Below are 26085 nucleotides of genomic sequence, written 5' to 3' on the forward strand. Positions count from 1 at the left end.
GGTGATCGAGCTGCAGATGAGGCCTTGCGCCGTTCGATATGCATGTGCCGTGGTGCTGGTGTTGGCAGGCTGCGCGGCGACGCCACCTGCGCCAGTACGCCATGCCAGCGACCCGGATGCGCTGTGGCGCATCGTCTCCACCCGATGTCTGGCAGAAGCGCCGCGGCCGCCCGACTGCGCCGCCGTGTGGTCGGATCCGGCGCGCCAGGCAGTGGTGTTGAAAGACCGCCACGGGAGCTTCCAGTATTTGTTGGTACCCAGTGTGCGGGTCAGCGGAATCGAAGACCCCGCGTTGCGACGCGCCGATGCGCCGAATTATTTCGCCAGCGCCTGGGACGCGCGCAGCTTCGTGGCGCAGGCGTTGCGACGCCCGTTGCCCAGGCAATACGTCAGCCTTGCATTGAACTCGCCGCACGGCCGCTCGCAGGAGCAACTGCATATCCACATCGATTGCCTGCGTCCGGACGTGTACGCAGCGCTGCAGCGTCAGCGCGCCAAGATCGGCCCGGAGTGGCATGCCTTGGCCGAGCCGCTACTGGGCCACGTATACCTGGCCAGGACGCTGGAGGGCGAAGCGCTGGACCAGGACCCGGTTCGGCTGCTGGCAGGCACGCTTCCTGCCGATGCCAGCTTGCGCGATTACTCGCTGGTGGTCGCTGGCGCGCAACTGCAGGACGGGCGGCCGGGATTCATCGTGCTGGCGACCCGGCAGGATGCACGCAGTGGTAACCGTGCCAGTGGCGAAGAAGTGCAGGATCACGCCTGCGGTCTGGTGACCGGTGCGACGCAGGTCTTGCCTGGCGTGCGTTGAAGTGGTGCTGGACCGGCTCGTCTCGTCGCGCCTTGGTGTTTGCAGAGCGGTGCGCGGCGTTTCAAGTAGATGGATCGCTGACGGCAGGTGGCGATGATCCATTACCGCAGATCGTCATCCCGGAACTGCATGGCGCACCCAGCCGATCCATGCGGCCAGGCGCTTGGCGGCGCGTACGCCGATCAGGAGTGAGCTCTGGTGCTGCGCCCCCTCTAGACTGAAAGGGCGTGCTTCCACGACGTCAGACTTCCAGCGATGCCAGATCGCCCTTGGATTCCAGCCATTGCTTGCGGTCGCCCGCGCGCTTCTTGGCCAGCAGCATGTCCATCAACGAGCGGGTCTGTTCGCCGTCGTCGATGGTCAGCTGCACCAGCCGGCGCGTGTCCGGGTGGATGGTGGATTCGCGCAGCTGTTGCGGGTTCATCTCGCCCAGGCCCTTGAAGCGGGTGACGCTGATCTGGCCCTTCATCTTTTCGCGCGCGATCTTGTCCAGCAGCGTGGTTTTTTCTTCTTCGTCCAGCGCGTAGAACACCTGTTTGCCCACGTCCACGCGGAACAGCGGCGGCATCGCCACGAACACATGGCCGGCGGCCACCAGCGCGGGGAAGTGCTGCAGGAACAGCGCCGTCAACAGCGTGGCGATATGCAGGCCGTCGGAGTCCGCATCGGCCAGGATCACCACCTTGCCGTAGCGCAGCCCGGTGATGTCGTCCTTGCCCGGGTCGCAACCGATCGCAATGGCCAGATTGTGGACTTCTTCGGATGCCAGCACGCTGCCCGATGCCACTTCCCAGGTGTTGAGGATCTTGCCGCGTAGCGGCAGGATCGCCTGGAAGTCCTTATCGCGCGCCTGCTTGGCCGAGCCGCCGGCTGAATCGCCTTCCACCAGGAACAACTCGGTCCGCGACAGGTCCTGGCTGATGCAGTCAGCCAGCTTGCCGGGCAGGGCCGGGCCCTGGGTAACCTTCTTGCGGACGATCTGCTTTTCGGTCTTCAACCGCGCGCTGGCGCGGTCGATGGCGATCTGCGCGATCTTCTCGCCGATCTCCACGTTCTGATTGAGGTACAGGCTGAAGGCATCGTGCGCAGCGCCTTCGATGAAACCGGCCGCCTGACGCGACGACAGCCGCTCCTTGGTCTGCCCGGAGAACTGCGGGTCGGTCATCTTCAGGCTGAGCACGAAGGTGACCCGGTCCCACACGTCCTCCGGTGCCAGCTTGACGCCGCGCGGCAGCAGGTTGCGGAAATCGCAGAACTCGCGCAGCGCGTCGGTCAGGCCCGAGCGCAGGCCGTTGACGTGGGTGCCGTGCTGCGCGGTCGGGATCAGGTTGACGTAGCTTTCCTGCACCAGCTCGCCTTCGGGTACCCAGGCCGCAGCCCAGTCGACGATCTCGGTGTCTTTCTTCAGGCTGCCTGCAAACAGGTCGGCCGGCAGCATCTCGTGCTCGGCCATCTCGCCCTTCAGATAATCGCGCAGGCCATTTTCGAAGTACCAGCTGTCCTGCTCGCCGGTAGCTTCGTCGTGCAGCTTCACGGTCAGGCCGGGGCACAGCACCGCCTTGGCGCGCAACAGATGGCGCAGCGCACGCACATTGAACTTGGGTGTGTCGAAATACTTCGGGTCGGCCCAGAAACGCAGCCGCGTGCCGGTGTTCTTCTTGCCGACGGTGCCGACCACTTCCAGCTTGGAGGCGGCGATCCCGTCGCGGAACTCCATGCGGTGTTCGCTGCCTTCGCGCTTGATGAACAGCTCGACCTTGGTCGAGAGCGCGTTGACCACGCTCACGCCCACACCGTGCAGACCGCCGGAGAAGGTGTAGTTGCGGTTGTTGAACTTGCCGCCGGCATGCAGGCGGGTCAGGATCAGTTCGACACCGGGAATCTTCTCTTCCGGGTGCATGTCCACCGGCATGCCGCGACCGTCGTCGGACACCTCGCAGCTGCCGTCCTTGTACAAGGTGACTTCGACCTGCTTGGCATGGCCGGCCAGCGCCTCGTCGACGGAGTTGTCGATCACTTCCTGCGCCAGATGGTTCGGGCGCGCGGTGTCGGTGTACATGCCCGGGCGGCGTTTGACCGGGTCCAGGCCGGACAGCACTTCAATATCGGCGGCGTTATAACGGGTGTTCATGCATCTCGCTGGCACGTGAAACGACGCGCAAGTGTGGCGGCTGGGCCGTTTTTTTGCACGCGACCCACGTTCAGTGGCCGGCCGGGTGCTCCTGGCTACCCTGGCGTTGGTTTCGGAACCAAACGTCCCCACCTGAGGATGTCACCGATGCCAAAGAGGACGCCATGAAGTTCAAGCACATCCTGATGCTCACCCTCGGTGCGGCTGCGGTCGCAGCGCTTCCCGCCCTGGCCCAGGCCGCTCCACAGCAGGCTGGTCAAGGCGCCAGCGCGCAAAAGGCCGACGATGCCAAGGCCAAGACCGACGCCGAGCGCAAGGCCGAGCGCCGCGCCGCCGCTGCCGCGCAAAAGCCCAAGGCTGACAGCGCGCCGCGTGAGGAAGAGGAAGAAGAGAAGCCCGCACGCTGACGCATCTGCGCAGCGCTAAGGCTTCTTCCACAGACGCCCCGGCTTCGGCCGGGGCGTCTGCATTTACACGCCGCAGTACCCATTTGCCGTGTGAGACCACCTGGTCGTCACACAACCCTTGGGCATTCGCCCGTCACCCGCTAAACTATGGCTTTCCGGGAGGCTTCAAGCCCCATGACCCCCCTGATTTTTGTTACCGGCGGCGTAGTGTCCTCGCTAGGCAAGGGCATTGCCGCCGCTTCGCTTGCCTCCATTCTGGAAGCGCGTGGCCTGAAGGTCACGATGATGAAGCTGGACCCGTACATCAATGTGGACCCGGGCACGATGAGCCCGTTTCAGCATGGCGAGGTCTACGTCACCGACGACGGTGCCGAAACCGACCTGGACCTTGGCCACTACGAGCGCTACGTGCGCACGCGGCTGTCGCGCAAGAACTCGGTCACCACCGGCCGCATCTACGAGAACGTGATCCGCAAGGAGCGCCGCGGCGACTACCTGGGCGCCACCGTGCAGGTGATCCCACACATCACCGATGAAATCCGTCGCTGCATCGACGAGGCCACGGCCGGCTTCGACGTGGCGTTGATCGAGATCGGCGGCACCGTCGGCGATATCGAATCGCTGCCGTTCCTGGAAGCGATCCGCCAGGTGCGCACCGAGCGCGGCGCCGAGAAGGCCATGTTCATGCACCTCACCCTGGTGCCGTACATCGCCGCGGCCGGTGAGTTGAAGACCAAGCCGACCCAGCACTCGGTCAAGGAACTGCGCTCGATCGGTATCCAGCCGGATGTGCTGCTGTGCCGGTCCGAACAGGCGGTGCCGGATTCGGAGCGCCGCAAGATCGCGCTGTTCACCAATGTTTCCGAGCGCGCAGTGATCAGCTGCCCGGACATCGACGTGCTCTACGGCATGCCGCTGGAATTGTTACGCCAGGGTCTGGACGAGTTGGTCATCGACCAGTTCAAGCTGCGCGACAAGGTCGCCGCGGCCGACCTGTCCGAATGGGCGGCAGTGGTGGATGCGGTCAAACACCCGCTGGACGAGGTCACCATTGCGGTGGTCGGCAAGTATGTCGATCACCAGGACGCCTATAAGTCGGTGGCCGAAGCGCTGCGTCATGGCGGCCTGCGCCAGCGCACCAAGGTCAACCTGAAGTGGCTGGAAGCGCAGGATCTGGAAGGCAGCGACATGGCCGCCTTGCAGGACATCGACGGCATCCTGGTGCCGGGCGGCTTTGGCGATCGCGGTTTCGAAGGCAAGGTGCAAACCTCCAAGTTTGCGCGCGAGCACAAGGTGCCGTACTTCGGTATCTGCTACGGCATGCAGGCCGCAGTGGTGGACTATGCACGCCATGTTGCCGATCTGGATGCGGCCAACAGCACCGAAAATGATCGCCAGTCGCCGCATCCGGTGATCGGCCTGATCACCGAATGGCGCACCGCCACCGGCGAAGTCGAAAAGCGCGACGAAAAATCCGACCTGGGCGGCACCATGCGACTGGGCTTGCAGGAGCAACGGCTCAAGCCCGGCACGCTGGCGCGCGAGGTCTACGGCAAGGACGTGGTGGCCGAGCGTCATCGCCACCGTTACGAGTTCAACAACCGCTACCGCACCCAGCTGGAAGATGCCGGCCTGGTGATCTCTGGCAAGTCGATGGACGACACGCTGGTGGAAGTGGTGGAACTGCCGCGCGATGCGCACCCGTGGTTCCTGGCCTGCCAGGCGCACCCGGAGTTTCTGTCCACCCCGCGCGACGGGCACCCGTTGTTCATCGGCTTCGTGCGTGCTGCGCGCGAAAAGAAGGCTGGTGGCAAGCTGCTCAAGGAAGCGCGTGCGTAAGCGGTTCCTTCTCCCGTCGGGAGAAGGTGGCGGCAAGCGCCGGAGCGCCGCAACACCGGAAGATGGCGGTCCTGATGAACGCGTCGCCACGCGCAACCAGGGCAAACCATCGGGCTTTAGCGCTTTGCGCCCGTGCCCTCACCCCGACCTCTCTCCCAACGGGAGAGGGGCTTCAATCGAAATAAGGTGACCTGATGAAACTGTGTGATTTTGAAGTCGGCCTCGACCAGCCGCTGTTCCTGATTGCGGGCCCGTGCGTGATCGAGTCGATGCAGTTGCAGCTCGATGTCGCCGGCAAGCTGAAGGAGATCACCGGCAAGCTCGGGGTCAACTTCATCTTCAAGTCGAGCTTCGACAAGGCCAATCGCACCTCGGGCACCAGCTTCCGCGGCCCGGGCCTGGAAGAAGGTCTGAAGGTGCTGGACGCGGTGAAAAAGCAGATTGGCGTGCCGGTGCTCACTGACGTGCACGAATACACCCCGATGAACGAAGTGGCCGCTGTCGTCGACGTGTTGCAGACCCCGGCGTTTCTGGTGCGTCAGACCGACTTCATCAAGAACGTCTGCGCCGCCGGCAAGCCGGTGAACATCAAGAAAGGCCAGTTCCTGGCGCCGTGGGACATGAAGCCGGTGGTCGAAAAAGCCAAGTCGACCGGCAACGAGCAAATCATGGTCTGCGAGCGCGGCGCCTCATTCGGCTACAACAATCTGGTCAGCGACATGCGCTCGCTCAGCGTCATGCGCGACACCGGCTGTCCGGTGGTGTTCGACGCCACCCACTCGGTGCAGTTGCCGGGCGGGCAGGGCAGTAGCTCCGGTGGCCAGCGCGAGTTTGTGCCGGTGCTGGCGCGCGCTGCGGTGGCCGTGGGCATTTCCGGCCTGTTCGCCGAAACCCATCCGGATCCGTCCAAGGCCCTCTCTGACGGGCCTAATGCCTGGCCGCTGGACCGCATGGAAGAACTGCTGGAAACGCTGATGGAATTGGATGCAGTGACCAAGAAACACGGGTTCGCGCGTTTCGCATGAGTTTCGATTCGCATGAGTTCTGACCCATGGGCGTTGGCAGCAGCGCATCGCCAACGCCGACACTGGCGTCACTGGCCTTGGGGCTGGATAGCATTGGGGTTGTCGCTCGCTGCATGGGCCTGCCTGGCCGTCATGGCCTTCCTGGCGGCCGCCAGCGTCGGCATGCCGGGCGACGGCAGCCATGCGATGCAGGCCACGCGCATTCCGATGTTGGTCACGCTGTTGGTAGGCGCGTTGGTGACGCTGGGCTGTCTTGTTGCCAGCCCGGTCGCGTTCTCACTGCGTCGCCAGCCGGGCGCTGCAGCCATGGGTCTGGGGCTGTTGCTGTTGTTGTTACTGCTGTTTTGTTTGGCGCTGTTGGGCCTGAGGGCCTAATTGCGTCGTCTTGCCGATCTGGCACGCAGCCGGCCCTATGCGATTTGGCAATGGACCGGTGTGCGGCGATAATCCGGCAGCTTGTTTCCGGTGTACTTCCCCCTTACTGGTAACCGATCGACCTATGACCACTATCGCCAAGATCCTCGCCCGCGAAATCCTCGATTCCCGCGGCAATCCCACGCTGGAGGCCGAAGTCACGCTGGCAGACGGCGCGTTCGGCCGCGCCGCCGTCCCTTCGGGCGCCTCGACCGGCACCAAGGAAGCGGTGGAGCTGCGTGACGGCGACAAGACCCGTTACATGGGCAAGGGCGTGCGCCACGCGGTGGACAACGTCAATGGCACCATCGCCGAAACGCTCAAGGATTTCGACGCGGCCGACCAGCAGGGGCTGGACCGTCGCCTGATCGACCTGGACGGCACCGAGAACAAAGGCCGCCTGGGTGCCAACGCGCTGCTGGGTGTCTCGCTGGCCGCCGCGCATGCAGTTGCCGCCTCGCGCAAGCAGCCGCTGTGGCAGTACCTGTCCACCATCACCGAAGCCGATGTGCAATTGCCGGTGCCAATGATGAACATCATCAACGGTGGCGCGCATGCCGATAACAACGTCGACTTCCAGGAGTTCATGGTGCTGCCGGTCGGTTGCAGCTCGTTCTCCGAAGCGCTGCGCGCCGGCACCGAAATCTTCCATTCGCTCAAGTCGGTGCTCAAGGGCCACGGCCTGAGCACGGCGGTGGGCGATGAAGGCGGCTTTGCGCCGGACTTCCGCAGCAACGTCGAAGCGCTGGACACCATTCTCGAAGCGATCGGCAAGGCCGGCTACACCGCCGGTGAAGACGTGCTGCTGGGCCTGGACGTGGCCTCCAGCGAGTTCTACGACAACGGCAAGTACAACCTGGTCGGCGAGAACAAGCGCCTGACCAGCGAGCAGTTCGTCGACTTCCTGGCCGACTGGGTCGCGCAGTATCCGATCATCAGCATCGAAGACGGCCTGGCCGAGGACGATTGGGCTGGCTGGAAGCTGCTGACCGACCGCGTCGGCAAGAAGGTGCAGCTAGTCGGCGACGATCTGTTCGTCACCAACCCGAAGATCTTCAAGCAGGGCATCGACTCGGGCACCGCCAACGCGATCCTGATCAAGGTCAACCAGATCGGCACGCTGACCGAAACGCTGGAAGCCATCGCCATGGCGCACGCGGCCAACTACGCCTCCATCGTCTCGCACCGCTCGGGCGAAACCGAAGACACCACCATCGCCGATATCGCCGTGGCCACCACCGCCACCCAGATCAAGACCGGCTCGCTGTGCCGCAGCGACCGTGTGGCCAAGTACAACCAGCTGCTGCGCATCGAGCAGGCGTTGGGCTCCGGCGCGCGTTACGCCGGGCGCGACGCGTTCGTTTCGATCAAGCGATAAGCCGTGCGCAACTGGCGCTGGCTACTGCTGGTGCTGGCGGTGCTGCTGGCTTGGCTGCAGTACCGCTTCTGGTTCGGGCCCGGGAATTCTGGCGAAGTCATGATGCTGGAAGCCCAGGTCGCGCATCAGACACAAGACAACGAAGGTCTGCGCCAACGCAACCAGGCGTTGGCAGCAGAGGTGAAGGATTTGAAGGACGGCGAGGCGGCAATCGAAGAACGCGCACGCAGCGAACTGGGCATGATCAAACCGGGCGAGACGTTCTATCGCGTGGTCGAAGATGCCCCGCCACTGCCTGCCGCATCGGCTGAAGCCGCGCCCACTCCGGCCACGTCTGACCCTGCATCCGCAACGGAACCGCACCCATGACCGGTTCGATCTGGGCTATCGTGCCGGCCGCAGGGCGCGGCACGCGGTTTGGTGGCGCGCTTCCCAAACAGTATCTGCCAGCAGCGGGTCAGCCGCTGATGGCCTATACCTTGGCAGCGCTGGCTGCGCATCCGGCGGTCGCTGGCATTCTGGTGGCGATTGCACCGGGCGATGCCGACTGGCCAGGCTGGACAGCGGTGCAGTCCAAGCCCGTATTGACCTGCGTAGGCGGTGCAACACGCGCAGCCTCGGTGCTGGCCGGCTTGCTGGCCCTGCCTGAGAGCGTGCGTGCGGACGACTTTGTGCTGGTACACGATGCCGCGCGGCCGAATCTGGCATTGGCAGACCTGGACCGGTTACTGGAAACCGGCCGCGGCGACCCAGTCGGCGCGATCCTTGCCGCACCGGTGCGCGACACGCTCAAACGTGCTGGCGACGATGGCGGGATCGACGGTACCGAGCCACGCGACCGCCTGTGGCGCGCGCTGACACCGCAGCTGTTTCGGCGTCATCAGTTGATCCGTGGCCTCACCGAAGCATCGGCTGCCGGCGTCGATGTCACCGACGACGCCATGGCGATGGAGCGGCTCGGGCTGCGCCCGCTGCTGGTGGAAGGCGCGGAGGACAACTTCAAGATCACCACGCCGGCCGACCTGGCGCGCTTCGAGTTCGAACTTGTACGCCGCGGCGTTGCGGTTGATGCCGGGCCTGCTGCTGCGTCCATCGATGAAGTTGTGCCAGCCATGCACAGCGATGCCGGGCTCGCCGCCGTTGCCAACGACGGCAGCGACGCCTCCTAAATCACCACGGGTTTTCCATGTCCTTCAATTTCCGAATCGGCCAGGGCTACGACGTACATGCGTTCGGCGATGGCGATCATGTGATGCTCGGCGGCGTTCGCGTCGCACATAGCCAGGGCGTCCTCGCGCATAGCGACGGCGACGTGGTGTTGCACGCGCTTTGCGATGCGATGCTAGGTGCGTTGGCGCTGGGCGATATCGGCCAGCATTTTCCGCCGTCCGACGCACGCTGGAAGGACGCCGACAGCGCGCAGTTTCTGCAGCATTGCGATCAGTTGCTGCGCGAGCGCGGCTGGCGGGTGGGTAACGCCGACATCACCGTGATCTGCGAGCGGCCCAAGGTTGGCCCGCATGCGCTGGCCATGCGCGAACGCATTGCCGGGCTGCTCGGCATCGAACTCGATGCGGTCAGCGTCAAGGCCACGACGAGCGAGAAGCTCGGTTTCACCGGCCGTGGCGAAGGCATTGCCGCGCAGGCGGCGGTGCTGCTGGGCAAGATCGGGTTCTAGGCGCGGCAAATACAGCGTAGCGAGCACTCTGGCGGATGGACGTGTACAGCACGCTCAGAGCGGCCACTGCATGAGCGATCTATGCCCCATGCAGCGCCGGTTGGACCCGTTACGGTGAACGCATTGGTGTGTTGGCTGCTCTAGACTGCACTCCTGCACTCCTGCACTCCTGCACTCCTGCACTCCTGCACTCCGCAGGCCGGGTTGCCGGCGTGCGTCACGATATCCGCGCCGAATTCGGCACATAGCGCACGATGCGTCGGCGCGAAGGCGAACCACACCATGAGCGAGACTTCCTTCCTGCCACGCGCGCACGGCGCTGCGGTCCTTAGCGCAGCAATGCGCAGTACGCCGGAGGATTTTCAGGTCGATGAGTTGCCGTCGTTCGAGCCGTCCGGCGAGGGCGAGCATCTGTTGCTCACCATTCGCAAGCGCGGCCAGAACACTGCCTATATAGCCAAACAGCTTGCGCAGTGGGCGGGTATCGCCGAGATGGGCGTGAGTTATGCAGGGTTGAAGGATCGTCATGCAGTGACCACGCAGCGTTTCAGCGTGCATCTGCCCAAGCGCGTTGCGCCGGACCTTGCCATGCTCGACGATGCGCAGATGCAGGTGGTTCACAGCACCTGGCACAACCGCAAGCTGCAACGCGGCGCGTTGCTGGGCAATCGCTTCGTGCTGACGCTGCGTCAGGTGCAGGGCGAGCGCGACGCCATCGAGCAACGCTTGCAGGCAATCGCCGCGCGCGGCATTCCCAATTGGTTTGGCGAACAGCGGTTTGGGCGCGATGGCGGCAACGTGGCATCTGCGTTGGCGATGTTCGGCTACCTGCAGGAGGCCGACGGCACGTTGTCACCGGCACCCAAGCGGCGTCTGCGCAACGATCAACGTTCGATCCTGCTGTCTGCGGCGCGCTCGTCGCTGTTCAATCGCGTCCTGGCCGCGCGTGTGGAGCAAGGCAGCTGGGATGCAGCGCTGGATGGCGAGGCGTGGATGCTGGATGGCTCGCGCAGCGTGTTCGGTCCCGAGCCGTGGAGCGAGGTGCTGGCCGAGCGGCTGGCGCGTTTCGACATCCACCCAAGTGGCCCACTGTGGGGCGCTGGCGAGTTGCGTTGCACCGATCAGGCCGCAGCGGTGGAGCAGGGCGCGTTATCGGATCCGCAATCGGACGTCTTGCGCCAGGGCCTGGAAGCAGCCGGGCTGAAGCAGGAGCGCCGCGCATTGCGCCTGCGTCCGCAGGGTCTGGGATATCGCTGGCTGCAAGATCAGGCCCTGCAAGTGGAATTTGCGCTGCCGCCAGGCTGCTACGCCACTGCGGTGCTATGGGAACTGGGCGACGTCGGCGATGCCGGTCGTCCAGCATTAGCGACTCGCGTCGATGGCTGAGCGTGCTCAAGCAAGTTGTCAAACCCCGCAAACACAAGGCAATCCCGCGTTCTCGTAGGAGCGGACCCGGCCGCGACCAGCACTCCCAATAGCTTGTCAGGTGCACGGAAGCGCGGTTGCAAGCCACGCAGCTTATGCGGCGCAGCGGATGCTCATGAGTGAATGGGTATCGCAACGCAAGCGCCAGGTTGCACGCACACAGACCACGCCTCATCTAAACACGACGCCTGCCTGCCGGTAGCGACAACGCCAGCACCTACCCACGCATCACCACACTACCGCCGCGCCAATAACACCAGCAACGCGCCGGTACCGCCCTGCGTCGGCGGCGCCGAATGAAATGCCAGCACATCGTTGCGCTGGCGCAGCAGGCGGTCCATCAGGTTCTTCAGCACTGGCGCGCCATTGTCCGACTGCAGGCCCTTGCCGTGGATGATGCGCACGCAGCCATGTTCGTGCGCGTGTGCATCCAGCAGGAATTGCCGCAGCAACGCTTCGGCCTGCGCTGCGGTGGCGCCATGCAGATCCAGTTCGTCCTGCACCGAAAACTGCCCGCGCTTGAGGCGTTGAAACAAACGCGTGGGAAGATTCTCGCGGCGATAGCTGGCGGTGTCACCGGCTTCCAGCGGTGCGCTGTCACGTAGCAATCGGGCAAATTCGGTATGCGCTTCGGCGTCGTCGCGCTCGGCCATGCGCGCACGCGGTTTGGGGCGCGGTTTGGCATTGGCCGGCGGCGCCACCTCGCGGATCGGCTTGACCGCGCCGATCGCTGCGCGGAACAGTGCGCTGTCGTCTTCGTCTTCAGGGTGTGACATTGGGACAGCGTAACCGGTCCAACCCCAGATACACGCGAAGATCAAGCGGCAAGCGCATGGACGCATCCGGTATCATGGCTGGGTTTTCCGAGGAGTCCCATGCGCGTACTGGTTAGCAACGACGACGGTGTCGACGCCCCCGGCATCCAGATCCTGGCCGAGGCATTGCGGCATGCCGGTCATGAAGTGATGGTGGTCGCGCCCGATCGCGACCGCTCCGGCGCCAGCAATTCGCTGACATTGGATGTGCCGATCCGCACCCGTCGCATCGACGCACAGACCTGCGCGGTGGCCGGCACACCGACCGACTGCGTGCATCTGGCGCTCACCGGCATGCTGGAGTACGACCCGGATATCGTGGTCTCCGGCATCAATAATTCGGCCAATCTCGGCGACGACGTGATCTATTCCGGCACTGTCTCTGCCGCGATGGAAGGCCGCTTCCTGGGCCTGCCCGCGGTCGCGGTATCGCTGGTCACGCACAATCACCAGGCCCATCACTACGACACCGCCGCGCGCGCCGCGGTGGAGATCGTCGCGCGGCTGAAGGCCGACCCGTTGCCGGCCGACACCATCCTCAACGTCAACGTGCCGGATCTGGCCTGGACGGATGTGCTCGGCTTCGAAGTCACCCGACTTGGCAACCGGCATCGCTCGGAGCCCTGCGTGCCGCAGCAAGACCCGCGCGGCCGCACCGTGTACTGGATCGGCCCGGCCGGTCCGGAGCAGGACGCCGGCGCCGGCACCGATTTCCACGCCGTGCGCACCGGGCGTATCTCGATCACGCCGATCCATGTCGATCTCACCCGCTACCAGGCGCTGGAGACGGTGGCGGGGTGGGTTGGCGGGCTGACCGCTGCGCTGGACGGCCCGGCATGACGCCGAGGCTGCGCATGCTGCAACCGGAATCGGTCGGCATCGGCATGACCTCGCAGCGCGTGCGCGACCGTCTTGTCGAGCGCCTGCGCGAGGCCGGCATCCAGGACGAAGCCACGCTCAACGCCATGCGCACGGTGCCACGTCATCTGTTCATCGATGAAGCGCTGGCCTCGCGTGCCTACGAAGACACCGCGCTGCCGATCGGTCACGGCCAGACGATCTCGCAGCCGTGGGTGGTCGCACGCATGACAGAGGCAGTGCTGCAGGTAGCGCCGACCAAGGTGCTGGAGGTCGGCACCGGCTCCGGCTACCAGGGCGCGATCCTGGCCGCGCTGGGCCTGGAGGTCTACACCGTCGAACGCATCGGCGACCTGCTGCGTCAGGCGCGCAAGCGCTTCCGCCATCTGGGCCTGAACGTGCGCAGCAAGCACGACGATGGCCGCGTCGGCTGGCCCGAGCATGGCCCGTACGACGCCATCGTGGTCACCGCGGCCGCGCCGGCTTTGGTAGATGCGCTGGTTGATCAGCTTGCGGTCGGCGGACGCCTGGTTGCGCCGGTCGGGGGCGCTGCTGCGCAGTCTCTGGTGCAGCTCACACGAAATGGCGAAGGCGAGATCGAGCAGCAGGTTCTGGCGCCGGTCACGTTCGTTCCGTTGTTGTCGGGCATGCTGGATTGACCCTATGAGAGTTCCTCGATGAAGATTTTCGGGCCGTTATACGACGTGGCCATCCGTTGGTCGCGCCACCGCCGCGCGCCAGCGCTGCTGACCGGCCTCAGTTTCGTGGAGGGATTCATCTTCCCGGTACCGCCGGAGGTGATGCTGGCACCGATGTCGCTGGCCGAGCCCAAGCGCTCGCTGTGGTTTGCTACCTTGAGCCTCATCGGTTCGGTGTGCGGCGCATTGGTTGGCTATCTGCTCGGCCATTTCGCGTTTGCCGCGCTGCAGCCGCTGATCGAATGGCTGGGCTGGAGCGTGAAGATCCAGGCGCAGATCGAAACCCTGCGCGCACTGGTGGCGGAGTCGCCGTGGAAGGCGTTCTGGGCGCTGGTGCTGGTCGGCTTCACGCCGATCCCCTTGAAGATTTTTACCTGGGCCTCGGGCGTGGTTGGCGTGCCGATCCTGCCGTTTATCGCCAGCATGCTGGTCGGCCGCGGCAAGCGGGTGTATCTGGTCGCCGGCGCGATCCGTTTGGGTGGCGCACGGGCCGAAGCGGCGCTGCATCGCTGGATCGAGCCGCTGGGCTGGGTCGCGATGGCGGTGCTCGCAGCAGGCGCAGGTTGGCTGGTGTGGAAGACAACGAACGGATGAGCAAGACGCAGATGAATTCGGTACGTAAGGCAGCAGTCCTGCTCATGGTGGTCACCGGGCTGACCGCCTGCAGTAGCGCTACAGTAGTGCGTTCGCCTGGCGCCGGAGGTGGGTCGTCGTCCTCGCGGCCGACCGCGGCGCCGCGGCCGTCGGTGCCGCGCCCGGGCGCGACGGTCACGGTGCAGCGCGGCGACACGCTCTATGCGATCTCGCGCCGCACCAACATCACCGTGCCGGACCTGGCTGCGTGGAACGGCTTGTCCTCTCCCAATACGATTTACCCCGGCCAGACCTTGAAGCTGTATCCGCCCGGTGCCAGCAAGCCGGGCGCCAGTGCACCAGTAGCCGGCACCGTGGTGCCGCCGCGTCCGGTTGCGCCGGTGGTCGCACCGGTCAGTAGCGGTTTTTCCTGGCGCTGGCCGGCCGACGGCGTGGTGGTCGGTACCTTCGTGAACGGCGAAGCCACCAAGCAGGGCGTAGACATCGCCGGTGCCAGCGGGCAAGCCGTGCGCGCCGCCGCCGATGGCGTGGTGGTGTACTCGGGTGCCGGCCTGGTCGGCTATGGCGAACTGATCATCATCAAGCACAACGACCAGTGGCTGTCGGCGTACGGCCACAACCGCAAGCGTCTGCTCAACGAAGGCCAGAGCGTCAAGGCAGGTCAACAGATCGCCGAGATGGGTCGCAGCGGCGCCGCCCGCGACATGCTGCACTTCGAGATCCGTTACAACGGCAAACCGGTCGACCCGCTGCTGTATTTACCGAAGAAGTGATTTGGGAGTTGGAATTCGGGAGTCGTAACAGCTTGGGGCGATTGGCGCTGCGGGCCGGGGCGGGTCGCCCCGCTAAGACAGGCCGAGGCTGCTTAGGAGGGTTTCGCCTGAAAGCGAAACATGCGGGTACACGCAATCCCGAATCCCGAATCCCGAATCAGCCTGGAAGAACCATTGCCAGCGCCACCCGGCGGCCTTCGCTGGCCAACACGTTGTAGGTGCGCGCGGCGGCGGCGTTGGTCATCGCCTCCAGGCCAATGCCGCGGGTCAGGCACGCAGCCATGACTTGCGCGTTCGGAAAGCGCTGGCGCTCGCCGGTGCCCAGCAGGATGACGGCCGGCGCCAGCGCCAGCACCGCGTCCATATGGCTTGCCTGCAGATGTTCCAGATCCTGGACCGGCCAGCGTTCCACCAGTTCATCCGGCATCAGGATGAAGCTCTGCTGCAAAATCTGCTCGTTGACCTTGGCATGGCGGCCGTCGGCCGCGCGCAGCGCATAGGTATAGTCGGGGTGTTCCTGGCTTAAGGGCATAACAAACTCGGTTGGTCAGCCGCGCGGCAGCACGATCTGCCGCTTTTCCTTGCTGGGGCGGTACAGGATGGCGACATGGCCGATGCGTTGCACCAGGGCGCTGCCGGTCTGTCCGACCAGTTCGGCGATCAGCGCGTCGCGGGTCTCACGGTCCTCGGAAGCCACTTTCACCTTGATCAATTCGTGGCGCTCGAGCACTTCCTCGAGTTCGGCCAGAAAAGCTGGCGTGACCCCTTTGCCGCCGGTTTGCAGCAGCGCCTTGAGATCGTGGGCCTGGCCGCGCAGGAAACGGGTCTGGGCGGAGGTGAGAACAATGGACATGCAGGATCGAAGGGAAGCAAAGGGTGTTCAGGGTATCATGGCGGCCCGTTCGGACCCCCGTTGCCAATGCCTTCCCGTAGTAAAAGCAGCCAGCGCTGGCTCAAGGAACACTTCGCCGACCCTTACGTGAAGAAGGCCCAGGCCGAAGGGATGCGCTCGCGTGCAGCCTACAAATTGGAAGAGTTGCTGCAGCGCGATCGCCTGCTCAAGCCCGGCATGGTGGTGGTCGATCTGGGCGCCGCGCCGGGCGGCTGGTCGCAGCAGGTACGCAAGTCCATGGGCGACAGCGGTCGCGTGCTGGCGCTGGATATCCTGGACATGCCGGCCCTGGCGGGGGTGGACTTCCTTCACGGCGACTTCAGGGAACAGGCCGTCCTATCGCAATTCGAAGCCATGTTGGGCGATGTGCCGGTGGACCTTGTTCTGTCCGATATGGCCCCCAATAAGAGTGGCATGGATGCGGTCGACCAACCGCGGATGATGCACCTGGCGGAACTGGCGATGGAATTTGCCGACACCCACCTCAAGACGGGTGGGGCGTTTTTGATCAAGCTGTTCCAGGGTGTCGGGTCCGACGACTACATTCGCGAGCTTCGCCGCCGCTATGACAAGGTGACGATTCGCAAGCCGGCGGCCTCGCGCAAGCGCTCCCCGGAAGTTTATGCGCTCGGTCAGGGCAAGCGTGCCCAGATCAAGTAAGCTGCCAATGACCACCGTGTTTCAAGAATAGAAGAGTAGAGGGCACCGGAGCCAATGAGGATGAACGACTTGACCAAGAATCTGCTGCTGTGGGTGGTCGTCGCGGTTGTGCTGATGGTCGTCTTCCAGAGCTTCTCGCCGCGGATGGCGGGTGGCGTCGGCGCCGACTCGATTACCTACACCCAATTTCTGAAAGAAGTGGACTCCGGGCGCGTCAAATCGGTGGACTACACCGACGAGACCAACCTGGCGGTCAACGCGATTCGCTTCAAGCGCACCGATGGCAGCGAAGCTACCGTCTACGGTCCGCGCGACGACAAGCTAGTCGATGTGCTGTATAGCAAGAACATCGAAATGACCCGCCAGAAGCCGTCCACCGGGCCGGGCTTCTGGTCGCTGGTGCTCAACTTCCTTCCGGTCATCCTCATCATTGGCTTCTGGCTGTTCATCATGCGCCAGATGCAGGGCGGTGGCGGCGGTGCCAAGGGCGCAATGAGCTTCGGTAAGTCGCGCGCCAAGCTGCAGGGCGAGGACCAGGTCAAGATCACCTTTGCCGACGTTGCCGGTTGCGACGAAGCCAAGGAAGAAGTGGGCGAGCTGGTCGACTTCCTGCGCGACCCGACCAAGTTCACCAAGCTGGGCGGCAAGATCCCGCGCGGCGTGTTGATGGTCGGTCCGCCGGGTACCGGTAAGACCCTGCTCGCCAAGGCAATCGCCGGCGAGGCCAAGGTGCCGTTCTTCAGCATCTCCGGTTCGGACTTCGTCGAAATGTTCGTCGGTGTGGGTGCGAGCCGCGTGCGCGACATGTTCGAGCAAGCCAAGAAGCACGCCCCGTGCATCATCTTCATCGACGAGATCGATGCCGTGGGTCGTCATCGCGGTGCCGGTCTGGGTGGCGGTCATGACGAGCGCGAGCAGACCTTGAACCAGTTGCTGGTCGAGATGGACGGGTTCGAGGGCGGCGAAGGCGTGATCGTCATCGCTGCCACCAACCGTCCCGACGTGCTGGATCCGGCGCTGCTGCGCCCGGGCCGCTTCGATCGCCAGGTCGTGGTCGGGCTGCCGGACGTCAAGGGCCGCGAACAGATCCTGCGTGTGCACATGCGCAAGCTGCCGCTGGCCGACGACGTGGTGCCGATGGTCATCGCACGCGGCACCCCGGGTTTCTCGGGCGCCGACTTGGCTAACCTGTGTAACGAAGCTGCACTGTTTGCAGCGCGTGGCAGCGAGAAGGAAGTCCGGATGGACCATTTCGACCGTGCCCGCGACAAGATCTTGATGGGCGCCGAACGTCGTTCGATGGCCATGAGCGAGGACGAGAAGACGCTGACCGCGTATCACGAAGCTGGTCACGCCATCGTCGGGCGCCTGGTGCCGGAACACGACCCGGTTTACAAGGTCACCATCATTCCGCGCGGCCGTGCACTCGGCGTGACCATGTATCTGCCGGAGGGCGACCGTTATTCGATGAACCGTGTCGCGATCGAATCGCAACTGTGCTCGCTGTACGGCGGCCGCGTTGCCGAAGAGCTGATCTTCGGTGGCGACAAGGTCACCACCGGTGCGTCCAACGACATTGAGCGGGCGACCAAGATGGCGCGCAACATGGTCACCAAGTGGGGTTTGTCCGACGAGCTCGGCCCGGTTGCGTACGGCGAGGAAGAGGACGAGGTGTTCCTGGGCCGCTCGGTGACCCAGCACAAGAACGTCTCCGACGAAACCGCGCGCAAGATCGACGAAGTGGTGCGTTCGATCCTGGACAAGGCCTACAGCAAGACCAAGACCATCCTTACTGACAACCTGGATAAGCTGCACGCGATGTCGCAGTTGCTGCTGCAGTACGAAACCATCGACGTGCCGCAGATCGACGCCATCATGGAAGGCCGCGATCCGCCGCCGCCGGCCGGTTGGGGCAAGTCCGATAAGGACGGTGGCAACAACAACGACAAGGGCAGTCCACGTCCGTTGCCGCCGATTGCGGGACCTGCCGAGCAGATCTAAGCCGGCGGTCGATAATTGCAGATGATCTCGCGGGGCCAGGAAGCGATTCCTGGCCCCGCGGCGTTGTGCAGTGCTGTCACGGCAAGCGATCTGCCGGTGGCTGGCGATAAAGCGGGATGTGTGTTGCCTCGCAGATGCAGTCGGTGAGGCGTTTGCTGTTGAGTGGACAGACGCCATCAGGCGCAGCGTTCCGGTGGCGCATGTTGCAGTGAATCTTCCACGCACGGGATGCGACACGCTGCGGGCTGCGCGACAATGAACTGCATCGTGATAACGCGCAGCAACCCGTAGTCCCGTCGTTCCCCAATTTTGCGCAGGCGCTGTTGTCGATAGTGATCGTCCGCCCGCAGTGGAGTCGGCAAGCCACTGCCTGTAAGCGTTCGACCGCGCTCCGTCACTCATTTTATTACCCGCGTCAGGAGAAATCGCCGATGTTCGACACTGCCCTCAAGTTGGATTGCGCTGGTCGCAGCTTGCGCCTGGATGCGCCGCAGGTGATGGGAATCGTCAATGTCACGCCGGACTCGTTTTCCGATGGCGGCCAGCACGCGACCTGCGAGGCGGCAATCGCGCACGGGCTGCGGCTGCTGGAGCAGGGCGCTGCGGTGCTCGACATCGGCGGCGAATCCACACGCCCTGGCGCCACGGCGGTGTCGCTGGAAGACGAATTGCAGCGCGTGATCCCGGTGATCGAGGCATTGGCGCGGCAGACCGACGTGCCGATTAGCGTGGACACCTTCAAGCCGGAAGTGATGCGCGCAGCGGTCGCTGCCGGTGCCGGCATGATCAACGACGTCTACGCGTTGCGGTCGCCCGGCGCGCTGGACGCAGCATCCGAACTGGGCGTGCCGGTTGTGCTGATGCATGCACGCAGTGCACCGCATGCCATGCAGGACGCGCCGCAGTACGACGATGTGGTGGCCGAGGTGCACCGTTTCCTGGCCGAGCGCATTTTTGCTGCGGAGATGGCTGGTATCGACAAGCGCCGGTTGATTCTTGATCCGGGCTTTGGCTTCGACAAGACCACCGCGCACAACCTGACCGTGCTTGCGCAGCTGCAGCGACTGCAGGAATTCGGTTTGCCGGTGTTGGCGGGACTGTCGCGCAAACGCAGCATTGGTGAACTGACCGGGCGCGAGGTCGCCGCCGAGCGCGTGCATGGCTCGGTTGCCGCGCATCTGATCGCCGCGCAACATGGCGCGCTGTTGTTGCGCGTGCATGACGTGGCGGCGACTGTGGATGCATTGAAGGTCTGGAGCGCGGTCGCGGCGATCCCGACCCCGCGGGCCAACACGCCATCCACGCCGACCATCCGCTGGCCGGACGAGGACTGATGCCGGCCGACCGACGCCCGCTGGCGATCGCCTTGATGGGCCCAACTGCCAGCGGCAAGACCGCGCTGGCCCTGGAAGCGGCGCAGCGCTGGAACGGAGAGATCGTCAGCGTCGATTCGGCGCTGGTCTACCGCGGGCTGGATATCGGCGCGGCCAAGCCCGATGCCGCCATGCGCGCAGCGGTGCCGCATCATTTGCTCGACCTGCGCGACCCCTGGCAGATCTATTCCGCCGCTGAGTTCGCCGCCGATGCACGCGAGGCGATCGACGACATCGTCGCGCGCGGCAAGTTGCCGATCCTGGCCGGCGGCACCGGGTTGTACTTCCGTGCAGTACTCGAAGGGCTGTCGCAGTTGCCCGAAGCCGACCCGACGGTGCGCGCCGCCATCGCCGCCGAGGCCGAACAGGTAGGCTGGGCTGGATTACACGCGCAGCTGAGGCGAATCGACCCGATCGCCGCTGCGCGCATCCACGCCACCGACCCGCAGCGCATTCAGCGTGCGCTGGAGGTGTATCGCCTCAGCGGGCGGCCGATCAGTCACTGGCAGGCGCTACCTCCGGGGCCGCGCCTGCCGCTGCGGGTCTTGAAAATCGTACTGGCGCCGCAAGATAGGGCGGTGCTGCACGCACGCATCGCCCAACGGCTGGACGCGATGCTGGCACAGGATTTCCTTGCCGAGGTGACGCGATTACGGGAGTTGCCGCAGATGCGCACTGTGGCTGCGCCGCTGGATCTTCCAGCGGTCCGTGCGGTCGGCTATCGCCAGGCCTGGGAGTATCTGGACGGCGCCGGTAGCCTGGCCGAGTTCCGCGACAAAGCGATCCAGGCCACTCGGCAACTAGCCAAACGGCAGCTCACCTGGCTACGTGGCGAGCTCGACACGCGCTGGTTCGACCCGGAGCGTGATCGGCATCTGGTGGAAGAGGCATTTGTCGGCTTCCTCGCTCATCGTACCGCTGTGCAGCAGGCTTCAGGCGTGTAACATCCCGTTTCCGGGGCCGGCTGGGGATGGCAGGTGTCGACCGGGACAATAAGAACAATAATGAAGAGGATTTTTCGATGGCTAAGGGGCAATCTTTGCAGGACCCGTTCCTCAATGCGCTGCGGCGCGAGCGAGTGCCGGTCTCTGTGTATCTGGTCAATGGCATCAAGTTGCAGGGCACGATCGAGTCCTTCGACCAGTTCGTGGTCCTGCTGCGCAATACCGTGAGTCAGATGGTTTACAAGCACGCCATCTCCACGGTCGTGCCGGCGCGCAATGTGCGCGTGGGGCCGGGTGGTGGGTATGTGCAATCCAATGAAGGTAATCAAGCGGAAGATGACGACGTCGAGCAGTAATGGAGTAACGCGTGTTTGATCGTTCCCGCAAGGGTGAGCACGCGCTGTTGATTCAGACCCACGCAGGTGGGCCTGCCGAAGACGATGTGCTGGAGGAGTTCGCCGACCTTGCAAGGTCGGCGGGCGCCACGGTGGCGGCAACGTTGACCGCGCGCATCGACAAACCCAGCCCGTCGACCTTGATCGGCAGTGGCAAGCTGGAAGAGATCAAGGCCGCCGCCGAGGCGACTGGCGCGGATCTGGTGTTGGTCAACCACACCCTGTCGCCAGGTCAGGAGCGCAATCTGGAGCGTTACCTGGAGCGGCGCGTGATCGACCGTACCGGGCTGATCCTGGATATCTTTGCGCAACGCGCGCGCAGCCACGAAGGCAAGCTGCAGGTGGAGCTGGCGCAGCTGCGGCATATGGCCACGCGGCTTGTCCGCGGCTGGACGCACTTGGAGCGTCAGCGCGGCGGTTCGATCGGACTGCGCGGCCCTGGCGAAACCCAGCTGGAAACCGACCGCCGCTTGCTGCAGAAGCGCGTGGAGCAGTTGCAGCAGCGGCTGGAAAAAGTCGAGGTGCAGCGCACCCAGATGCGCCGTGCGCGGATGCGCAGCGAATTGCCGCGTATTGCATTGGTCGGCTACACCAACGCCGGCAAGTCGACGCTGTTCAATGCGTTGACCGGTGCGGAAGCCTACGTGGCCGATCAGCTGTTCGCCACGCTGGACCCCACCGTGCGCCGCATCGCACTGCCAGGCGGTAGCGCGATTCTTGCCGATACGGTCGGCTTTGTGCGCGATTTGCCGCACCAACTGGTTGCTGCCTTCCGTTCGACCTTGTCCGAGGCACGCGACGCCGATTTGTTGCTGCATATCGTCGATGCCGCCGACCCGCTGCGCGAAGAACGCATCCTGCAGGTCGATGAAGTGTTGCAGGCGGTCGGCGCCGGCGACCTGCCGCAGCTGCTGGTGTTCAACAAGATCGACAAGATCGACGGTGCCGAGGTGCGTCACGATGCGCAGGACGGCATTCCGGACCGGGCACGGCGCGAACGCGTTTGGGTGTCGGCGCGCGATGGGCGTGGCTTGCAGGAACTGCAGCACGCACTCGGTCAACGCCTGGATCTGCGTCATCTGACCGGACAGCTGCGCTTGCCGTCGTCGGCCGGTCGTCTGCGTTCCAAGCTGCATCAGCTGGAAGTGGTGCGCAACGAGCAGTCCGACGAGGACGGTTGGTTGCTGGAGGTCGATCTGCCGATGGTCGAAGCCGAACGGCTTGCTGCTGGAGACGACGGCGCGCCGTTGCGCGCGATGCTGCCGGACCGTCGGGAAGATTGGGAAACCTGACGCGCGCTGCGACGGCGCTGGCAGCACTTAGCTGCTCGCCAGCGGCCGATTGCAGGCTCCGTCCACCGATGACACGCGTCATGACGCACCGAACGACGCGTTCCGATGCATTGAATATGCATCGTCCAATACGGCGTGACGGCGGTGCCGTGTGCGGTCGCAGGAGCGCCCCCCTGTTTCATGCGGATCGATGGTTACGGTCACGCACGTGGCGATATCCCGCTGCAGCCGCATCGGTGGCGCGCCTCGCTGCGCTGAGGCACTTGCCGGAACAGACAAACTGTTCAAAAACCGGTTGTCTACCGATCGATGGACGCAAGACAGCGCGGGCAAATTCGGATAAAAGTGACCGCTGTCCAATTCTGACCCCCGCGATGACGTCTCCCACTGATCACGACCTTCTGCAGCTCGCCGAATCGCTGAGCGCCCAATTACGCGCCGCGCGCGAGCGGTTGGTGACTGCCGAGAGCTGTACCGGCGGCTGGATCGCCAAGGCAATGACCGACATCGCCGGCTCCTCGGACTGGTTTGATTGCGGCATGGTGGCTTATAGCTACGAGGCCAAGCAGGCGCTGCTCCGGGTCAGGCCGCAGACGCTGGAGGTGCACGGCGCGGTCAGCCGGGAAACGGTGATCGAAATGGTGTCCGGTGCCTTGGTGACTTCCGGCGGCAGCATTGCTGTCGCCGTGACCGGCATCGCCGGGCCGGGCGGCGGCAGTGAAGACAAACCGGTCGGCACGGTATGGATCGGATGGAAGCGACGCGGCGGCTACGCTACCGCGCAGTTGTTCCAGTTCGACGGCGACCGCGATGCGGTGCGTCGTCAGACCGTGGTCGCGGCGCTACGCGGTTTGAGCGCGCTGCTGTAACTTCCCGGAGCGGGGGCAGTCGGAACTTTTACTCCGCTTTCTCGGCCGACATGTGATCGCCACCAAGTCGATTCTCCACGCCGTATGAGCGTTGCCGTGTTCAACGCATGGCTAGCATGCATGTCGAACGAGTTGGCATTCGTCATGTGCTCCGTGTATTCCGCTAGTCGCGGGCCGGGTTGCCGCTAAATCGGTAAGGTGAGGTCGTGCGCTAGCTGCGGCATCGGCTGCAGCACATCGCGGACGCATCTGTCGGGGGACAGCATGAAGATCGAACGACATCGTTACACCTTGCTGGCGTTTGCACTCTTGGCGGCGCTGCCTGCGCCTTGTCTCTACGCACAAAGCGCAGCGGGCGAGGCACCGACGACACTGTCTGCGCTCAAGGTCACCACGCAAAAACGCGAAGAATCGCTGCAGAACGTGCCGGTGGTGGTCTCGGTGTTGCCGGAGCAATTGCTGCAGGACAGCGGCGTGCACGACATCAAGGAACTGCAGGTGTTGGTGCCCGGCTTGATTGTCACCAGCAGTCAAAGCGCCGCGCAGACCACTGCGCGCATTCGCGGTATCGGCACGGTCGGCGATAACGCGGGGCTCGAATCTTCGGTCGGCGTGGTCATCGATGGCGTGGCGCGTGCACGCAATGGCGTGAGCTTCGCCGACCTTGGTGAGCTGGAACGCATCGAAGTGCTGAAAGGGCCGCAAGGTACCGTCTTCGGGAAGAACACCTCGGCTGGCGTCATCAATGTGGTCACGCGCCGGCCGAGCTTTACCCGCAGCGTCGATGCCGAGCTCACCGCCGGCAACTATGGTGCGCTCGGTATCGCGGGCGCGTTCAACGATGCGCTGGGCGAAACCAGTGCGTTGCGCGTCTACGCGGCCAGGCGCAGTCGCGACGGGTTCGAGCAGGTGGTGACCGGCGCGGGCCCACGCACCGCCACCGATGATGGCGACCAGAATCTGCGTACCGCACGCGTGCAGCTGTTGTGGGAGCCGAGAGACGATCTTGATATCAACCTGGCGGCCGATGCCACCAGCCGCAAGGAAAATTGCTGCGTCACCGTGACCACCGAGCGTGGTCCGACCGCTACGTTGATCGATGCGTTAGCAGCGGGTGGGCAGGGCACCAGTCCACGCGCGGAGCCGAGTCGCCGTCGCGCCTACAGCAATCGCAGCACCGCGCAGGACATCCAGGACCGCGGTGTATCGGCGCAGGTCGATTGGGAGACGCCCTGGCTAGACCAGGCGGTGCTGACCTCGATCACCGCGCTGCGCGATTGGAAGTCGGTCAATGGCCTGGATTTCGACTATGGCGCGGCCGACATCCTCTATCGCGAACCGCGCGAGAACGAGATGCTCACCAAGTTCCGCACCTTCAGTCAGGAACTGCGCCTGGCCGGATCCACCGACACTATCGATTGGCTTGTGGGCGCGTTCTACGCCGATGAAACCCTGCATCGCAACGAATCCTATCGTTTCGGTAGTGCGTACGAACCCTATCTGTCCAGCGTGCTGCTGGCACGGGTCAATCCGGCGTTGGCTGCGCGTGCCGATGCGAGGCGGTTTCTGGCCGATGCCACCGGTCTGCCCGCGGGCAGCCTGTTCCGCGGGCAGGGGAGCCAGGATCGTTTTCGGCAGGATGGCACCAGCGCGGCGCTGTTCACCAACAACACCTGGCATGCCACCGATGCGTTGGATGTGGTTGTGGGCCTGCGCTACACCTACGAGCACAAGGCATTGCGATCGGCGTTCGAAAATCCCGATGGCAGTCCGGCGTGCGCCAGTTATTTCGCACCCGATGGAAGCGTGAGTCCGGCGGCGTTGCGACGCATTGGCGCGGCTCTGACCGCACGTGGGGTGCCTGCGGCTGCAGTGCCGGCCATCGCGCCGCAAGTCATCGGCTTCACCTGCCTGCCGTGGGCCAATCGTGCCCATGCCGGCCGCGTGACCGAACAACGCCTCACCGAGCGCGAGTGGTCCGGGACCGCAAAGCTTGCATATCGCTGGAGCGATGCGCTGATGACCTATGCGTCGGCGGCACGCGGCTACAAGGCCGGCGGTTTCAACCTGGATCGCGTGCAATCGTCCGATGGTCTGTCCACTGGCTTGCAAGGCATCTTGCCGGTCGATGACACCGCATTTCCGGGCGAGTTCGTGGACAGCTACGAGCTCGGCGCCAAGACGACCTGGTTGGGCGGCAACCTGTTGTTGAACGCGACGCTGTTCTACCAGAATTTCAGCGATTTCCAACTCAACAACTTCCTCGGCACCAGCTTCGTGGTGCGTGCAATCCCAACCGTGGTCTCGCGCGGTATCGACACTGAACTGTTGTGGCAAGGCGCCTTGCCCGAACTGATGCTGCAAGGCGGGCTCAGCTATGCGGATACCACCTATGGCGACGATCCGTTGCCGGATGCAGAGTTGGCGCTGTTGCCTGGTAGCCGCCTGAGCTTTGCGCCGCGCTGGTCGGCGAATCTGTCGGTCACCTACGAACATGCCATCGGCAATCGCCTGACCGGCCGTTTCAATGTCGGCGCCAAATACACCTCCGAGTACAACGCCGGCAGTGATTTGGATCCGCAGAAGGCGCAGCCGGGCTATACCCTGCTCAATGCGCGCGTGGGCGTCGGTGCCGATGACAAACGCTGGTTGCTGGAAGCGTGGGCCGAGAATCTGGGGAACGAAACCTATCGACAGATCGTCATCGATACGCCGCTGCAGGCGGGCTCCTGGAACGCCTTTCTCGGCGCGCCGCGCACCTATGGAGTGACCTTGCGTCTGCGCTATTGAAGCCGCTGCGCCGCACTGCGCGC

26 protein-coding genes are annotated in these 26085 nt (G+C 64.4%); 22 read left to right on the forward strand and 4 right to left on the reverse strand.

Features of this window, described 5'->3' with window-relative positions:
* Positions 1–16 precede the first annotated feature (16 nt).
* Positions 17–811 carry a CDP-diacylglycerol diphosphatase gene (locus tag BJD12_RS22010; RefSeq protein ID WP_039421580.1) on the forward strand — a complete coding sequence of 265 codons (795 nt, stop codon included), beginning with the start codon at positions 17–19 and terminating at the stop codon, positions 809–811.
* Positions 812–1052: 241 nt separating this feature from the next.
* On the opposite strand, the gene parE is transcribed toward BJD12_RS22010, so the two are convergent.
* Positions 1053–2942, reverse strand: coding sequence for a DNA topoisomerase IV subunit B (gene parE / locus BJD12_RS22015; protein WP_005992429.1), 1890 nt, complete (start codon positions 2940–2942; stop codon positions 1053–1055).
* Positions 2943–3106: 164 nt separating this feature from the next.
* Here parE and BJD12_RS22020 point away from each other — a divergent pair, with 164 nt between their 5' ends.
* The 9 genes from BJD12_RS22020 to truD all read left to right on the forward strand — a co-directional run bounded on the left by BJD12_RS22020 (position 3107) and on the right by truD (position 11069).
* Entirely contained in the window at positions 3107–3349 is a 243-nt protein-coding gene (locus BJD12_RS22020; protein WP_005992427.1) for a hypothetical protein, read from the forward strand.
* 174 nt (positions 3350–3523) lie between these two features.
* Positions 3524–5188: a CTP synthase gene (gene pyrG / locus BJD12_RS22025; protein WP_005992425.1), complete on the forward strand. Its 1665-nt coding sequence runs from the start codon at positions 3524–3526 to the stop codon at positions 5186–5188.
* A gap of 194 nt (positions 5189–5382) precedes the next feature.
* Positions 5383–6213 (forward strand): 3-deoxy-8-phosphooctulonate synthase, encoded by an 831-nt coding sequence (gene kdsA, locus BJD12_RS22030; protein WP_005992423.1) that lies wholly within the window; start codon positions 5383–5385, stop codon positions 6211–6213.
* A gap of 99 nt (positions 6214–6312) precedes the next feature.
* Complete coding sequence (locus tag BJD12_RS22035) at positions 6313–6588, forward strand: hypothetical protein (protein ID WP_324250437.1); 276 nt, start codon at positions 6313–6315, stop codon at positions 6586–6588.
* Between the two features lie 124 nt (positions 6589–6712).
* Positions 6713–8005, forward strand: coding sequence for a phosphopyruvate hydratase (gene eno / locus BJD12_RS22040; protein ID WP_005992419.1), 1293 nt, complete (start codon positions 6713–6715; stop codon positions 8003–8005).
* Between the two features lie 3 nt (positions 8006–8008).
* Positions 8009–8374 carry a cell division protein FtsB gene (gene ftsB, locus BJD12_RS22045; RefSeq protein WP_005992416.1) on the forward strand — a complete coding sequence of 122 codons (366 nt, stop codon included), beginning with the start codon at positions 8009–8011 and terminating at the stop codon, positions 8372–8374.
* Positions 8371–9174, forward strand: coding sequence for a 2-C-methyl-D-erythritol 4-phosphate cytidylyltransferase (gene ispD / locus BJD12_RS22050; protein ID WP_005992414.1), 804 nt, complete (start codon positions 8371–8373; stop codon positions 9172–9174). Before ftsB ends, ispD begins: the two co-directional genes overlap by 4 nt.
* Before the next feature lie 17 nt (positions 9175–9191).
* Positions 9192–9683 (forward strand): 2-C-methyl-D-erythritol 2,4-cyclodiphosphate synthase, encoded by a 492-nt coding sequence (gene ispF, locus BJD12_RS22055; protein ID WP_005992412.1) that lies wholly within the window; start codon positions 9192–9194, stop codon positions 9681–9683.
* Positions 9684–9965: 282 nt separating this feature from the next.
* Entirely contained in the window at positions 9966–11069 is a 1104-nt protein-coding gene (gene truD, locus BJD12_RS22060; protein ID WP_005992410.1) for a tRNA pseudouridine(13) synthase TruD, read from the forward strand.
* Positions 11070–11344: 275 nt separating this feature from the next.
* Here truD and BJD12_RS22065 read toward each other — a convergent pair whose 3' ends face one another.
* Positions 11345–11884 carry a Smr/MutS family protein gene (locus BJD12_RS22065; RefSeq protein WP_005992408.1) on the reverse strand — a complete coding sequence of 180 codons (540 nt, stop codon included), beginning with the start codon at positions 11882–11884 and terminating at the stop codon, positions 11345–11347.
* A gap of 99 nt (positions 11885–11983) precedes the next feature.
* Between BJD12_RS22065 and surE the strand changes: the two genes are divergently transcribed.
* From surE to BJD12_RS22085, 4 genes are read left to right on the forward strand one after another with little or no spacing between them, the layout of a single operon-like run.
* The gene (gene surE, locus BJD12_RS22070; RefSeq protein ID WP_005992406.1) at positions 11984–12763 is read left to right on the forward strand and encodes a 5'/3'-nucleotidase SurE; all 780 of its coding nucleotides are present in this window, start codon (positions 11984–11986) and stop codon (positions 12761–12763) included.
* Positions 12760–13440 (forward strand): protein-L-isoaspartate(D-aspartate) O-methyltransferase, encoded by a 681-nt coding sequence (locus BJD12_RS22075; RefSeq protein WP_005992404.1) that lies wholly within the window; start codon positions 12760–12762, stop codon positions 13438–13440. Before surE ends, BJD12_RS22075 begins: the two co-directional genes overlap by 4 nt.
* 18 nt (positions 13441–13458) lie before the next feature.
* Positions 13459–14073: a YqaA family protein gene (locus BJD12_RS22080; protein WP_005992402.1), complete on the forward strand. Its 615-nt coding sequence runs from the start codon at positions 13459–13461 to the stop codon at positions 14071–14073.
* Complete coding sequence (locus tag BJD12_RS22085) at positions 14070–14846, forward strand: peptidoglycan DD-metalloendopeptidase family protein (protein WP_005992400.1); 777 nt, start codon at positions 14070–14072, stop codon at positions 14844–14846. The genes BJD12_RS22080 and BJD12_RS22085 overlap by 4 nt, the downstream gene beginning before the upstream one ends.
* A gap of 157 nt (positions 14847–15003) precedes the next feature.
* Here the strand turns inward: BJD12_RS22085 and BJD12_RS22090 are convergent, their stop codons facing one another.
* Both BJD12_RS22090 and yhbY read right to left on the reverse strand, forming a co-directional pair.
* Complete coding sequence (locus tag BJD12_RS22090; RefSeq protein WP_005992398.1) at positions 15004–15378, reverse strand: Mth938-like domain-containing protein; 375 nt, start codon at positions 15376–15378, stop codon at positions 15004–15006.
* 15 nt (positions 15379–15393) lie between these two features.
* Complete coding sequence (gene yhbY / locus BJD12_RS22095; RefSeq protein ID WP_005992396.1) at positions 15394–15699, reverse strand: ribosome assembly RNA-binding protein YhbY; 306 nt, start codon at positions 15697–15699, stop codon at positions 15394–15396.
* A gap of 66 nt (positions 15700–15765) precedes the next feature.
* On the opposite strand from yhbY, the gene rlmE reads away from it, so the two are divergent.
* From rlmE to BJD12_RS22135, 8 genes are all read left to right on the forward strand, one after another.
* Positions 15766–16398 (forward strand): 23S rRNA (uridine(2552)-2'-O)-methyltransferase RlmE, encoded by a 633-nt coding sequence (rlmE, locus tag BJD12_RS22100; protein ID WP_005992394.1) that lies wholly within the window; start codon positions 15766–15768, stop codon positions 16396–16398.
* A 60-nt stretch (positions 16399–16458) separates the two neighbouring features.
* Positions 16459–18399 (forward strand): ATP-dependent zinc metalloprotease FtsH, encoded by a 1941-nt coding sequence (gene ftsH / locus BJD12_RS22105; RefSeq protein WP_005992392.1) that lies wholly within the window; start codon positions 16459–16461, stop codon positions 18397–18399.
* A gap of 431 nt (positions 18400–18830) precedes the next feature.
* A complete protein-coding gene (folP, locus tag BJD12_RS22110; protein ID WP_005992391.1) occupies positions 18831–19733 on the forward strand; it encodes a dihydropteroate synthase in 903 nt (300 codons plus the stop codon).
* A complete protein-coding gene (gene miaA / locus BJD12_RS22115) occupies positions 19733–20716 on the forward strand; it encodes a tRNA (adenosine(37)-N6)-dimethylallyltransferase MiaA (protein ID WP_005992389.1) in 984 nt (327 codons plus the stop codon). The genes folP and miaA overlap by 1 nt, the downstream gene beginning before the upstream one ends.
* Before the next feature lie 77 nt (positions 20717–20793).
* Positions 20794–21072: an RNA chaperone Hfq gene (gene hfq, locus BJD12_RS22120; RefSeq protein ID WP_005915027.1), complete on the forward strand. Its 279-nt coding sequence runs from the start codon at positions 20794–20796 to the stop codon at positions 21070–21072.
* Positions 21073–21083: 11 nt separating this feature from the next.
* Positions 21084–22403, forward strand: coding sequence for a ribosome rescue GTPase HflX (gene hflX / locus BJD12_RS22125; protein ID WP_005992385.1), 1320 nt, complete (start codon positions 21084–21086; stop codon positions 22401–22403).
* A 374-nt stretch (positions 22404–22777) separates the two neighbouring features.
* Positions 22778–23272: a CinA family protein gene (locus tag BJD12_RS22130; protein WP_005992383.1), complete on the forward strand. Its 495-nt coding sequence runs from the start codon at positions 22778–22780 to the stop codon at positions 23270–23272.
* A 264-nt stretch (positions 23273–23536) separates the two neighbouring features.
* The gene (locus BJD12_RS22135) at positions 23537–26062 is read left to right on the forward strand and encodes a TonB-dependent receptor (protein WP_005992381.1); all 2526 of its coding nucleotides are present in this window, start codon (positions 23537–23539) and stop codon (positions 26060–26062) included.
* The last annotated feature ends 23 nt before the right edge of the window (positions 26063–26085 follow it).

Source organism: Xanthomonas vesicatoria ATCC 35937 (assembly GCF_001908725.1).
GTDB classification, from domain to species: domain Bacteria; phylum Pseudomonadota; class Gammaproteobacteria; order Xanthomonadales; family Xanthomonadaceae; genus Xanthomonas; species Xanthomonas vesicatoria.

Excerpts from the sequence above, each read along its gene's own strand:
- folP (WP_005992391.1), top strand. The coding sequence starts at position 18,831 with ATGTTCGACACTGCCCTCAAGTTGGATTGCGCTGGTCGCAGCTTGCGC.
- BJD12_RS22010 (WP_039421580.1), top strand. The coding sequence starts at position 17 with ATGAGGCCTTGCGCCGTTCGATATGCATGTGCCGTGGTGCTGGTGTTG.
- BJD12_RS22080 (WP_005992402.1), top strand. The coding sequence starts at position 13,459 with ATGAAGATTTTCGGGCCGTTATACGACGTGGCCATCCGTTGGTCGCGC.
- BJD12_RS22085 (WP_005992400.1), top strand. The coding sequence starts at position 14,070 with ATGAGCAAGACGCAGATGAATTCGGTACGTAAGGCAGCAGTCCTGCTC.
- eno (WP_005992419.1), top strand. The coding sequence starts at position 6,713 with ATGACCACTATCGCCAAGATCCTCGCCCGCGAAATCCTCGATTCCCGC.
- ispF (WP_005992412.1), top strand. The coding sequence starts at position 9,192 with ATGTCCTTCAATTTCCGAATCGGCCAGGGCTACGACGTACATGCGTTC.
- BJD12_RS22075 (WP_005992404.1), top strand. The coding sequence starts at position 12,760 with ATGACGCCGAGGCTGCGCATGCTGCAACCGGAATCGGTCGGCATCGGC.
- hfq (WP_005915027.1), top strand. The coding sequence starts at position 20,794 with ATGGCTAAGGGGCAATCTTTGCAGGACCCGTTCCTCAATGCGCTGCGG.
- parE (WP_005992429.1), bottom strand. The coding sequence starts at position 2,942 with ATGAACACCCGTTATAACGCCGCCGATATTGAAGTGCTGTCCGGCCTG.
- truD (WP_005992410.1), top strand. The coding sequence starts at position 9,966 with ATGAGCGAGACTTCCTTCCTGCCACGCGCGCACGGCGCTGCGGTCCTT.
- yhbY (WP_005992396.1), bottom strand. The coding sequence starts at position 15,699 with ATGTCCATTGTTCTCACCTCCGCCCAGACCCGTTTCCTGCGCGGCCAG.
- ftsH (WP_005992392.1), top strand. The coding sequence starts at position 16,459 with ATGAACGACTTGACCAAGAATCTGCTGCTGTGGGTGGTCGTCGCGGTT.
- kdsA (WP_005992423.1), top strand. The coding sequence starts at position 5,383 with ATGAAACTGTGTGATTTTGAAGTCGGCCTCGACCAGCCGCTGTTCCTG.
- BJD12_RS22090 (WP_005992398.1), bottom strand. The coding sequence starts at position 15,378 with ATGCCCTTAAGCCAGGAACACCCCGACTATACCTATGCGCTGCGCGCG.
- miaA (WP_005992389.1), top strand. The coding sequence starts at position 19,733 with ATGCCGGCCGACCGACGCCCGCTGGCGATCGCCTTGATGGGCCCAACT.
- BJD12_RS22135 (WP_005992381.1), top strand. The coding sequence starts at position 23,537 with ATGAAGATCGAACGACATCGTTACACCTTGCTGGCGTTTGCACTCTTG.
- BJD12_RS22065 (WP_005992408.1), bottom strand. The coding sequence starts at position 11,884 with ATGTCACACCCTGAAGACGAAGACGACAGCGCACTGTTCCGCGCAGCG.
- BJD12_RS22020 (WP_005992427.1), top strand. The coding sequence starts at position 3,107 with ATGAAGTTCAAGCACATCCTGATGCTCACCCTCGGTGCGGCTGCGGTC.
- rlmE (WP_005992394.1), top strand. The coding sequence starts at position 15,766 with ATGCCTTCCCGTAGTAAAAGCAGCCAGCGCTGGCTCAAGGAACACTTC.
- pyrG (WP_005992425.1), top strand. The coding sequence starts at position 3,524 with ATGACCCCCCTGATTTTTGTTACCGGCGGCGTAGTGTCCTCGCTAGGC.
- BJD12_RS22130 (WP_005992383.1), top strand. The coding sequence starts at position 22,778 with ATGACGTCTCCCACTGATCACGACCTTCTGCAGCTCGCCGAATCGCTG.
- surE (WP_005992406.1), top strand. The coding sequence starts at position 11,984 with ATGCGCGTACTGGTTAGCAACGACGACGGTGTCGACGCCCCCGGCATC.
- ispD (WP_005992414.1), top strand. The coding sequence starts at position 8,371 with ATGACCGGTTCGATCTGGGCTATCGTGCCGGCCGCAGGGCGCGGCACG.